10 protein-coding genes and 1 pseudogene are annotated in these 10,563 nt (G+C 55.4%); 5 read left to right on the top strand and 6 right to left on the bottom strand.

The genetic code is table 11. From position 1 onward, the window contains the following. Nucleotides 1-186: 186 nt before the first annotated feature. From NZ823_12620 to NZ823_12595, 6 genes are all read right to left on the bottom strand, one after another. The gene (locus tag NZ823_12620; protein MCS6805966.1) at nt 187-648 is read right to left on the bottom strand and encodes a reverse transcriptase-like protein; all 462 of its coding nucleotides are present in this window, start codon (nt 646-648) and stop codon (nt 187-189) included. Nucleotides 649-851: 203 nt separating this feature from the next. Then, nucleotides 852-3,191 (bottom strand): M14 family zinc carboxypeptidase, encoded by a 2,340-nt coding sequence (locus NZ823_12615; GenBank protein ID MCS6805965.1) that lies wholly within the window; start codon nt 3,189-3,191, stop codon nt 852-854. Between the two features lie 309 nt (nt 3,192-3,500). Then, nucleotides 3,501-4,310 carry a UDP-2,3-diacylglucosamine diphosphatase LpxI gene (gene lpxI, locus NZ823_12610; GenBank protein ID MCS6805964.1) on the bottom strand — a complete coding sequence of 270 codons (810 nt, stop codon included), beginning with the start codon at nt 4,308-4,310 and terminating at the stop codon, nt 3,501-3,503. Between the two features lie 198 nt (nt 4,311-4,508). Beyond that, nucleotides 4,509-5,285: an acyl-ACP--UDP-N-acetylglucosamine O-acyltransferase gene (gene lpxA / locus NZ823_12605; protein MCS6805963.1), complete on the bottom strand. Its 777-nt coding sequence runs from the start codon at nt 5,283-5,285 to the stop codon at nt 4,509-4,511. Continuing rightward, entirely contained in the window at nt 5,282-5,785 is a 504-nt protein-coding gene (gene fabZ / locus NZ823_12600) for a 3-hydroxyacyl-ACP dehydratase FabZ (protein ID MCS6805962.1), read from the bottom strand. The genes lpxA and fabZ overlap by 4 nt, the downstream gene beginning before the upstream one ends. 231 nt (nt 5,786-6,016) lie before the next feature. Continuing rightward, complete coding sequence (locus NZ823_12595) at nt 6,017-6,649, bottom strand: OmpH family outer membrane protein (protein ID MCS6805961.1); 633 nt, start codon at nt 6,647-6,649, stop codon at nt 6,017-6,019. Nucleotides 6,650-6,812: 163 nt separating this feature from the next. Here NZ823_12595 and ffh point away from each other — a divergent pair, with 163 nt between their 5' ends. The 5 genes and pseudogenes from ffh to trmD all read left to right on the top strand — a co-directional run bounded on the left by ffh (nt 6,813) and on the right by trmD (nt 10,333). Beyond that, a complete protein-coding gene (gene ffh / locus NZ823_12590; GenBank protein ID MCS6805960.1) occupies nt 6,813-8,204 on the top strand; it encodes a signal recognition particle protein in 1,392 nt (463 codons plus the stop codon). A gap of 63 nt (nt 8,205-8,267) precedes the next feature. Next, on the top strand, nt 8,268-8,513 hold the full coding sequence (gene rpsP, locus NZ823_12585; protein MCS6805959.1) for a 30S ribosomal protein S16: 246 nt from the start codon (nt 8,268-8,270) through the stop codon (nt 8,511-8,513). 148 nt (nt 8,514-8,661) lie between these two features. After that, entirely contained in the window at nt 8,662-8,892 is a 231-nt protein-coding gene (locus tag NZ823_12580) for a KH domain-containing protein (GenBank protein MCS6805958.1), read from the top strand. A gap of 6 nt (nt 8,893-8,898) precedes the next feature. Beyond that, entirely contained in the window at nt 8,899-9,468 is a 570-nt protein-coding gene (gene rimM, locus NZ823_12575; GenBank protein ID MCS6805957.1) for a ribosome maturation factor RimM, read from the top strand. Between the two features lie 130 nt (nt 9,469-9,598). Beyond that, nucleotides 9,599-10,333, top strand: a pseudogene (gene trmD / locus NZ823_12570) (tRNA (guanosine(37)-N1)-methyltransferase TrmD). Nucleotides 10,334-10,563 lie beyond the last annotated feature (230 nt).

Raw genomic sequence — 10,563 nt, 5'->3', positions numbered from 1 at the left:
TTTGTGGTGTGTGGTAACACATGGAGCGATTCTTTTGAAAAAAGTGAAGCGCTATTGTAGCCTGTTTGAGCACCCGTCCCGGATCAGCACAGCCGATCGGCAGGCGGGCGCGTCGGTCATCCGTTTTCAAGAATCTGTTGTAACTGGAGAAGTCTGTGCTCCACAGGAGCGAGCGAGGCGGGTCGCTCATCCGTTTTCAAGAATCTGTTGTAACTGGTCAGGATCAACGCGGCCGGTAGCAGCAATGAGGCGGGCTGCTCGGTCGCATTTCTCTTGCAGCTCATGACCGGCATGGCCGCGCGTCCAAGTCCAGGTTACCCGGTGTGGCGCTGCCGCTCGGTCTAGTCGCAACCAATACTCGTGATTGCTTCTGCGTTTGTACTTACCGTTCATGGTGTGAATGAGATACTCGGAATCCGAAATGACCGTCACCTGACATGGTTGTTTGAGAGCTTCCAGCCCCAGACAGGCGGCCACAATTTCTGCCTGCTGATTGGTTTTCGCTCCCAGGTATTCTCCTAGGATTTTGCGTTTGCCCTGATAATCGAGAATCGCCACCGCTGCGGCGCGCCGTTGACTTTCCGTTTGATTGCCGAGGCTGCTGCCGTCGCAGACGATCACCACCTGCTTAAGTTTGCTGGGCTTCATTTAGGTTGACGCGCCAAACTTGAAAACGACCCACAAACTCCGACGCAATCCCGAAATGCCAGATCGAAATAGATTCAGCCACTGCTGATGAACCGTTTTGAATCGCGCGTTCTGATTATTTCAGATCGCGTCGGATTGTTGCGGCATATATCGGCCAGGCCTCACCTTCTTACGTGTTGCAGCATGCACCCGGTCTCACCGTGTTATTCAGCCAGCGCGTTGAATAACAGCGGGAATGTGGCGACGCTGTGTCCCCGATATTGCGGACGAAACCCAAACAGAATGACGTGTCCGCGCCCGACACTGATCTGGATGACTGCCGCTTTGTTGGCCAGGCGCTCATGTCCCAGAATCCAACCAGATAACAATGGATTGTCAGCGCCGTAGCGGCCAACAACTTGCACGCTGGCCTGCTGCTCCGGCGCTACCTCAAATGCGCCGCCATATTCAAACCAGGCGATGGACTGAGCCGGCATACCCCGAGCCAGCGGATGACTCGTCTCTAACTGCATTCGCAAAATGGAGCCGGGACAATAAAACTGGCTACTGGTCAGTCCTCGTAACACGTTCCTCACTGGTAGCCCCAGATACTCAATCGCGAAATCGGATGCGCGATTCAGCGCGACGAGCCGACCACCTGCCTGAACAAATTGTTTGAGCGCATCCACGCCGGCGGCTGACAATCCACCGACATATTCCGGGGGATAACGACCTTCTGGCAGACCTCGGGCAATGGCATCGGGAGAGCCGTCAGGAATGATAATGACATCGCAGCGAGTCCGTAGATTCCCCCGGCGAATATCACCATCACGAAGCACCGTGTAAGGAATTTGAAACTGATCGAGCACCCACCGCGTCCATCCTTCGTCCATCGAAGCCGTATAGCTTTGGTAGATGCCCAACCGGGCCGTTTTTGCCGGCACTAACGCGCGATGATTGATTCGGAGCGGTTGACCGACCTCTATGAAATCTCCGGTGATTCGCTCGCCGAGCGTGGTCACAGGCGCGCCCATTAGCAATGGCAGCGTGTGAGCTGTGACATCATACGGCGGTATTGGTGGCCCGCCGGGATACTGGCGCAAATCAGGGTACTGCTGGGACTCCATCAACGTCTTGGCAAATGCGCTGTAGGGCTGGTTGAGAAATACGAACAGCGAACCGGGTGGAAAACGTCTTCCGTTCTCCGTAAGCTCTATGGCCTGCCAAATTTCTACGCCGCCGCGCAGCAATGTATTGACCATCCAGGCGCGGCCAACCGCGCTGGTAGGCGTCTCCGGCTGAATGACAAAGGCAAATGGCTTGTCTTGACGCGGTTCAATAGCTCGCTTGCCGATCAAGTAAAAATGGCGCAGCCAGTGCTGACGATACCGCGCTGCGTTGCGCAACAGGGCCACTGCGCCGGCTTCCATGTAGCGCGTGATGTCATGCAACCGCCACTGGCCGCCAGGCCACGGCATGGGAAAATTCCACGACGAGCGTAGCGGATCATAGTTGCGCCCTGGCCGCAGTTGCTGAGGCGTTATCGTGATGGGTGTAGCCAGCCGAGCGCTGGCCGTTTCCGACAAAATGCGAAGACCGCCATGATAATGTGAATAGGCGCGGGCTGGCGCCCATGCGTCGAAGATCGCGTTGAATACAACGCCGGGCAATCTTTGTGCAGTCAGCTCCCACGCTACCGATGTGCCAAGAAAGTTGACACCTTGTACGATCAACGGATCAACATTCGGCTCGATTGGATCAAGATATGGAGGCACGAACATGCGCGCGCCCGTCGTTCCCATTTGGTGCACATCATGGACGATCTGGGGATGCCAGACGTTGTGCAATTTATCAACTGTCAGTTGCGTCTCAACCTGCGTGAATGCGTACCAATCGCGGTTATTATCGTGGCCGACGTAGTGATGATAGAGTTGAGGCGGCGATGTGCCTTCGTAGGGCGTGTTGAGCGTCCGGTCGTACCATTGCTTGACGATGTCCACGCCGTCAGGATTGAGCGATGGAACCAGCAGGATGATGCAACCGTCAAGAATCTCTCGCATCTCCGGCGAGTCTTCGCTCACCAGCCGATAAGCGAGATTGAGCGAGGAGAGCGTCGAGCCGACCTCTGTTGAGTGAATGCCGAATGTGATCAGCACAATCGTCCGGCCTTCGGCAATGAGTTGGTCTACTTCAGCCCCATTGGCGATCAGGCGAGGATCAGCGAGCCGCCGCTGAATCTGACGAAAGCGGTCGAGTCGTTGCATGTTCTGCGGAGACGAAATCGTCGCCGCGATGAATGGACGGCCAAGCGTCGAACGGCCCAATTCTTCAACGAGGATGCGATTGCTGGAGGCGTCCAGCCTGCGAAAATACTGAACGACTTGATCCCAACTGGCCAGCTTGCGATCCTCACCCGGCTCAAATCCGATGACGGTGGCCGGCGTCGGCACAATTGCTGACGTCTTGGTTGGGAAGCGAGCGCTGACGAGCGCGACAAGTCCAAGGCCGAGCACCATCAGCCAGACGAATCGCCACGAGATCAACCGCACCGATCGAGCGGTCAAAGACCGGCCGTTGTTTTGGCCTCGGTTCTGCCTTGACGGCCCACGTTGATTCGACTTGATCCCAATCACGCGGGGCAGTATGGCACACTGAGCCTGTCGGGAGCAACGATGAAGCTGATGCACAGCCGTCGCGCAGCCCAGCGCATCGTGAGTTGCCTTGTTTGGTGAAATCACTAACCCATGCAGCAGCCGCGTGTCGGCACGCTGTGCCAAACATGCGTGTGCGCAGTGTTTCTCAGAAGCCTACGAACGTTCTCGGATCGCGCAGCAGTGTGCCGAGCATGCATGTGGCGGCCGCAGTGTTTATACTCAAACAGCCGGTGTGCCAACGATGGCGATGCTGTGTTGATTGGCCAATTCCACCAATTCAGTGCGACCCAGCAGGACGGTCTTGCCAGAGGTGATAGACAAGGCTGTCGCGCCAGCGCGGATCATCGTCTCGATCGTGGCCACGCCGATGACAGGCACATCAAATCGCATATCTTGATTGGGCTTGGCCACTTTGACGACCGTGAGCGGCTTGCCTTGAGCTAATTGGCCAGCGCGCAGAATCGTTGCATCCGTGCCTTCCATCGCCTCGATTGCGACGACCGCTTGGTCTTTAACAACGATTGTTTGACCCAGATCAAGCCGGGCAATCTCACGGGCGACGGCCAACCCATAGGCGATGTCCTTCTGCTCATTGGCCGAGGGAGCACGTCGCGTCAACGGTCCTGCCGGCGCGAGCAATGGTTCAATGAACTGGGTTGAGTCAACCACAGTGAAGCCCTCGTTCTCCAGCTCTTGCACCACAGCGCCGATCAAACTATCGGTGTTTTTGTGTCGCAGTTTGGCCAGCATTTTAATCATTCTCAAATCAGGCAATGCCGAGCCGAAAATTTGAACGTGTTTGACCTGCCCAGCAAGGATGACATGGGTCACACCTTGACGATGAAAAAATTGAATCAATCGGCCAAGATGGCCGACGCTGATCCATTCAATGCAGGCCGCCTTGTCGTTGATAGCCGGGTCAGTTTCTTCGTTGATGGCCGCGACCACCATCTGGATGCCGTGTTGCCGCGCGCCGTCCAGCACGAGGAAAGGGAACTGCCCGTTGCCCGCAATCAACCCGTAGCGCATACCAGACTCCAGCGGTCACAGATCAGCGGTGGGGCTTGAAACTGATACCAAATGCCCAGCGAAGATCGCACACCCCTGCTCAGTCAGTTCAGGTTGTGCCATGCTTTGTGGCTCCATGAACGTAGTCTTTGCCTGCGCAGTTGGCATGCCCCCGTTATTGTCTCGCTGGTGCAATGGCTGAGCCATCAGCTTTTCTGCTCATTTTGCCACGCCGCGCGTAGATGATTCGATGAATTCGAGCAAATAATCTATTTCGGGTTGGCCTCCCAGCTCGGCGCGAATGGCCTCCACGGCCTGCGACGTGTTGAGCTTGGATTGCAGCAGCAGCCGGAACGCGCGGTGAATCAGATGAATTTGCTCGCGGGAGAATCCACGGCGGCGCAACCCAACCACATTGGGGCCATAGCAGCGAGCATGATTTCCCCAGGTGGTAGCATACGGGAGCGCATCTTTGACCAGCACGGCGTAAGCGCCCACGAAGGCATAACGACCAATCCGACAGAACTGATGCACGCCGACGTGAGCGCCTAAGGTCGCGTAATCGCCGATGGTGACGTGTCCGCCCAGCGAAGCGACATTGGCCAGGATGATGTGGTTGCCCAGTTGGCAATCATGGGCGACATGAGCTGCGACCATCAGCAGGTTGTCATGGCCGATGCGGGTGATACCGCCACCCTGCTCGGTGCCGCGATGAATCGTCACATGCTCGCGAATAGTGTTCCGCTGGCCGATCTCCAGAACAGTTCGCTCGCCGCGATATTTCAAGTCTTGCGGCGCCAACCCAATTGAGGCGAAGGGGAAGATGGTGCAATCGGCGCCGATGACCGTCGGGCCTTCAATCGTCACGTGAGAGATGATCCGAACACCATCATGAATGACGACGTCATCGCCGATCACGCTGTAGGGGCCAACCGTGACATCCTGACCAAGCTCCGCTTTGGGGCTCACAATCGCGGTGGGATGAATCGTGGTCATGACGTTGGTAATGTCAAGTTCGGTCGTTGAGCGACGGCGTGATTCGCTTTACGAGCCGAATGTTTATCAACCAAGGCCGAGGTGATTTCGGCTTCAGCGACCAGTTGACCATCCACAAACGCTTCGCCCCGCAATTTGAAGAAGCGCGCTTTCATTCGCATGACGGTCAACTCCATCCGTAGGGTATCACCGGGAAACACAGGTTGGCGCCAGCGAACTTTGTCCAATCCGGTGAAGAACATCAGTTTGGTGGCATGATCGGTCACTTCTTGATACATCAGAATGCCAGCCACTTGCGCCATCGCCTCCAAAACAAGAACGCCGGGCATGACCGGCGCGCCAGGAAAATGCCCCTGAAAGAACGGCTCGTTGATGCTGACGTTTTTGATGGCCACAATGCGCTGCCGCGGCTGATACTCGATGACCCGATCAACCAGGAGGAACGGGTATCGGTGGGGCAAAATGTTCATGATCTCGGTAATATCAAGCATCGTCTCCATAGAGTGACCCTAGCCCTGTTGGCAAACCAGCCATGACTTCTCCTATCATCCGGCTCAACTGCCGCCAACCGCTGTTGCATAGCCCCGTTGGGCAAAATAACCATGACGTCTTCCTAATGAGAATGTGGCGCAGGCGTTCCCGCCTGTGCGCCATTTTTCATGCTTCGTGGCGAGCGCGGAGCTCATGAGCGATCCCTGGGTAGAACAACAAAAACCGGTTCAACGAATTGATCAACGATTCGTTCCTGGCCTGGGAGAGCCTGGCGTGACCGGATGGGCGGCATTATATGCCTCAATGAACATCCTGGTGATGTCCAGGCCCGGATCAACATAGGCCAAGCCACGCACTTGATAGAGCACGCCCGCCTCCAGGACCAATGTGATGTTGTTTTCTTTAGCATATTTGGTCAAAAAATCGTTGATCCGTCCGACCACCGGATCGGTCGCATCTCGCAGCACTTTGGTGTAATCCTTCTCGAAGTCTTCTTTCTTGCGCTGGATGTCTAACTGAAGGTTCTCCAGCTCCTCTTGTTTCGCTTCCAGAGCCGCTGCCGTCAGGTTTGAACCTTGCACCTGGAGTTCCCGCTGGAGCGCATCAGCGCGTTGCTGTAGAGCAACCAACTCCGCTTTGCGGTCTTTGAACATCTCTTCGACGCGATCAATTTGTTGTTTCAATTGTTCAATACCGTTTTGGCCAGTAAACGCGCCCGTATTGATGACGGCGAAGCGTCCGGTGGGTAAATTTATCGGCGAAGCGCTGCTCACCGGCGTCGTTGACTGTGAAGCCGTGACTCCTTGCGCTAAGGCGACGGTCGGCCAGAGGGCCAACGCCACACCAATCATGATCCATGACAAGTACTTCATCGCATACCTCTTTGCAAAAGATAAGGGTAACTCAAAGCGTGGGATTGTATCATTAGGGTTGGAAGAGGCACAAGCAACTTTTATCGCATCCGGCGCGTTGCTTGACAATCACCGGTTCGGCAGATACCTTTGCTGCTTTGGCTTTGCAGCCGAATGCGCGAATATGTTTGAGGCACTCTCAGAAAAACTCAAGCGCGTCATCCGCGACCTGCGAGGGCAATCACGGCTCTCCGCTGAGCAGATCGAGGCGGCAATGCGCGAGATTCGTATTGCTCTACTGGAAGCTGACGTCCATTTCAAGGTCGTCAAGCAGTTCACTGAGACCATTAAGCAAAAAGCCCTTGGTCAGGACGTTCTCGGTTCACTTTCACCAGCCCAGCAGGTCGTCAAAATCGTCTACGACGAGCTGGTAGAGATGCTCGGCAGCACGTCCACGCATCTGATGTTCACGCCACGTCTTCCCAACGTGATTATGATCGTTGGACTGCAAGGATCGGGCAAGACAACGACCGCCGGAAAATTGGCTCATTACCTGTATAAACAGAATCGCAATCCGCTGCTGCTGTCAACCGACGTGTACCGTCCGGCGGCACGGCAGCAACTGGCCATTATCGCTCGCCAGCTCAATCGCCCAGTGTATGATGATCCGGCAATCAATGATCCCCTGGCATTAGCCCGTCAGGCGCGACAGCACGCCGAATTGAGAGGATTTGATACGTTGCTCGTTGACACGGCTGGCCGGCTGCATATTGACGAAGAGCTGATGGTGGAATTGCAAGAATTGAAGCGGGAGCTGCGCCCGATTGAGATTCTGTTCGTGGCCGACGCCATGACCGGCCAGGATGCTGTCAAAAGCGCCGAAGCTTTCCACAACCGTCTTGGGTTATCAGGGGTCATCTTGACCAAAATGGACGGGGATACACGCGGCGGCGCTGCTCTTTCGATCAAGGCGGTCATTGGTCAGCCGATCAAGTTCATCGGTGTCGGTGAAAAATATGATGCGCTGGAGCTGTTCTATCCGGATCGAGTGGCCTCGCGCATTCTGGGGATGGGCGACGTGCTCTCGATGATCGAGAAGGTGCAAGCCGAAGTGGATCAGTCGGAGGCTTTACGCCTGGAAGAGAAGCTACGGCGAAATCAGTTCACGCTGGAGGACTTTCGCGACCAGCTCAAGATGGCCAAGCGGATTGGTTCGCTCGGCAAGCTCCTGGACTTCCTACCAGCCGATTTACTCCGAATGGTTGGTATAGACAAGTTGACCCCTGAGCACATGGCCATGATTGATAAGCAGTTGAAGAAAACTGAGGCGATCATCAACTCGATGACGCCCAAGGAGCGAGCCAACGACAAGATCATTGACGGCAGCCGTCGCAAACGCATTGCCCGCGGCAGCGGCACATCGGTTGAGGACGTCAACCAACTGCTCATGGAGTACAGACAGATGCGTGCCATGATGAGAGACCTGGCCACGGGTCAGATACCTCAGTTGCGTGCGGCAGCCCATGGCGGTTCGCGCAAAGCGCGACGACGCCGTAAGAATCGCCGCAAGCGTTGAGCCGGCGAAAAAAGTTATTGGAATTTTTTTACGATCAGCATATAATCTAGGAGGTTTAAGGCATTGTTAGCAATAAGATTGACAAGGATGGGAGCAAAAAAGCGACCGTTTTATCGTATTGTTGTTGCGGAAAAGCGGTCTCGGCGGGACGGGAGATTCGTTGACACAGTTGGTTACTACGACCCGGTGAAGCAGCCGGCGGAAATTCAAATTGACCGAGAGCGGGTTGAGTATTGGCTGCGGCATGGCGCTCAGCCAACAGATACAGTCCGTCGGTTATTGAAGCGGCAGCCGGCGACAACCGGTTAATTTCTCCTCATCAACTGGGCAGGCTTTCTCCCCCCGCACAGGATCGAGCGATGGTGTGAAGTGCGCGAAGCAGATAGCGAGAGTTCGACCGGTCTGCACGAACGCTTACGACAAGATGCATGATGATAACTTAAGGGGGGCCAGAGCTATGAAAGAGCTGCTCGAGATGATGGCGAAAGCCTTGGTGGATTATCCGGAGCAAGTTGAGGTGAGAGAGGTCGAGGGTCAGGCCACAACGGTGTTAGAGTTGCGCGTCGCACAGAAAGACCTTGGCAAAGTCATTGGCAAACAGGGGCGCACCGCCCGAGCCATCCGTACCATTTTGAACGCGGCGGGGATGAAGCTGAAAAAGCGGCTGTTGTTGGAAATTATTGAGTAGTCCCACATGAAACCTCAACAGGATCGCGCTGGCACCAACATGTCAACAACGTGTCAGGGCCAGTTGATCAGCGTCGCTCGCATCACCAAGACGCGCGGCTTGCGAGGAGAGCTTAAGGCCGAGCTGTTGACCGATTTTCCTGATCGGTTCACGCACCTGCTTGACCTGTGGGTGCAACGGCCTGATGGAGAGCGTCTGATGGTTCGTCTGGAGAACCACTGGTTCCACCAAGGCCGGATCATCTTGAAGTTCACCGGCTATGACACCATTGAGCAGGCTGCTCCATTGGTGGGAAGCCTTGTCATGGTCAGCGAGAATGAGCTTGTCGCTCTACCGGAAGACACATTTTTTCAGTTTCATCTGATCGGCTGTCAGGTGAAATTGGCCGACGGCGCCACGCTCGGACGTGTCGTAGAGGTCATCGAAACGGGTGGAACACCGCTGCTGATGGTTCGACATGACTCGGACAGAGAGTATCTCATCCCGTTTGCCAGCGATATTTGCCCACATGTGGATGTGGCTGCTCAGCAGATCATCGTAGACCCTCCTGAAGGATTACTCGAGTTGAATCAATGATTGGCCACTCAACGGTTGAATCAATGATTGGCCACTCAACGAGCGCACTGGCTTCACGGCGTCACCAAGCTCGTTGACACAACGATGGTATTGACCAGAATCAATGATCCCATGAGCTGCAACCATTGCCATGCTGTTCGATATTTTGACAATCTTTCCTGAGATGTTCCGTGGCCCGCTCGATTTCAGCATTCTCAAGCGGGCGCAGGAACACGGCATTATCCAGATTCGCATTCACGATCTGCGCGCCTTCACAACCGACAAGCACCACATGGTTGATGATCGTCCATTCGGCGGCGGCGCCGGCATGGTGTTCAAGCCGGAGCCGATTTTTCAGGCTGTGGAGAAGTTGTGCCAAGATCGCCCGGAAACTGAAGCGCGCGCCATCATCTTGCTTTCGCCGCAGGGACGAACGTTCAACCAACAAGAGGCTCAACGACTCGCCCGGATGGAGCATCTTGTGCTGATTTGTGGACGCTATGAGGGGGTTGATGAACGGGTGGTCGAGCATCTGATCACTGACGAAATTTCCATTGGCGATTATATTCTGACCGGCGGAGAGCTCCCAGCGATGGTGGTGGTTGATGCCGTGACGCGACTATTACCTGGCGCGCTGGGACATGATCAATCCGCCTCTCACGACTCGTTCACTCAGGGCATTTTCGATTGTCCTCACTACACCCGTCCGGCCGAGTATCGCGGCATGCGTGTTCCCGACGTCCTCTTGAATGGAAACCACAAGGAGATTGAACGCTGGCGGCGACGTCAGGCGCTGCAAAAGACGTGGCGCGTTCGACCTGATTTGCTCGCTCAAGCTGATTTGACCCCTGCTGACCGCGCCTTGCTCGAAGAGATCAAGCAGCAGGCCTCAAACACCGAGATTCAGTCCTCGGATTTCAGCCCTCAGACTTCAGGCCTCAAACCTCGGACCTCAGACCTTACGCCAAACAAGTGAACGCAAAGTGCACTCAACGCTTGTGGGAGGGTTGCTTAATACCGAACTCGGACGCCGCAAGCAAGCAAGTGAGCGCAAAATGGCTCAACGCTTGTACAGGCTGGTGCGCCTGCTGATCTGATCAAGGCCGTCTATGCTAT

The sequence above is a fragment of the Blastocatellia bacterium genome (assembly GCA_025054955.1).
GTDB lineage: Bacteria > Acidobacteriota > Blastocatellia > HR10 > J050 > JANWZE01.
The sequence above is the reverse complement of the archived record's forward strand: the minus strand, read 5'-3'. Positions and strand labels throughout refer to the sequence as shown.

Bases quoted from the DNA above. Each gene is read 5' to 3' on its own strand.
- lpxA (MCS6805963.1), bottom strand. From the start codon at position 5,285: ATGACCACGATTCATCCCACCGCGATTGTGAGCCCCAAAGCGGAGCTT.
- NZ823_12595 (MCS6805961.1), bottom strand. From the start codon at position 6,649: ATGAAGTACTTGTCATGGATCATGATTGGTGTGGCGTTGGCCCTCTGG.
- lpxI (MCS6805964.1), bottom strand. From the start codon at position 4,310: ATGCGCTACGGGTTGATTGCGGGCAACGGGCAGTTCCCTTTCCTCGTG.
- NZ823_12580 (MCS6805958.1), top strand. From the start codon at position 8,662: ATGAAAGAGCTGCTCGAGATGATGGCGAAAGCCTTGGTGGATTATCCG.
- rimM (MCS6805957.1), top strand. From the start codon at position 8,899: ATGAAACCTCAACAGGATCGCGCTGGCACCAACATGTCAACAACGTGT.
- fabZ (MCS6805962.1), bottom strand. From the start codon at position 5,785: ATGGAGACGATGCTTGATATTACCGAGATCATGAACATTTTGCCCCAC.
- ffh (MCS6805960.1), top strand. From the start codon at position 6,813: ATGTTTGAGGCACTCTCAGAAAAACTCAAGCGCGTCATCCGCGACCTG.
- NZ823_12620 (MCS6805966.1), bottom strand. From the start codon at position 648: ATGAAGCCCAGCAAACTTAAGCAGGTGGTGATCGTCTGCGACGGCAGC.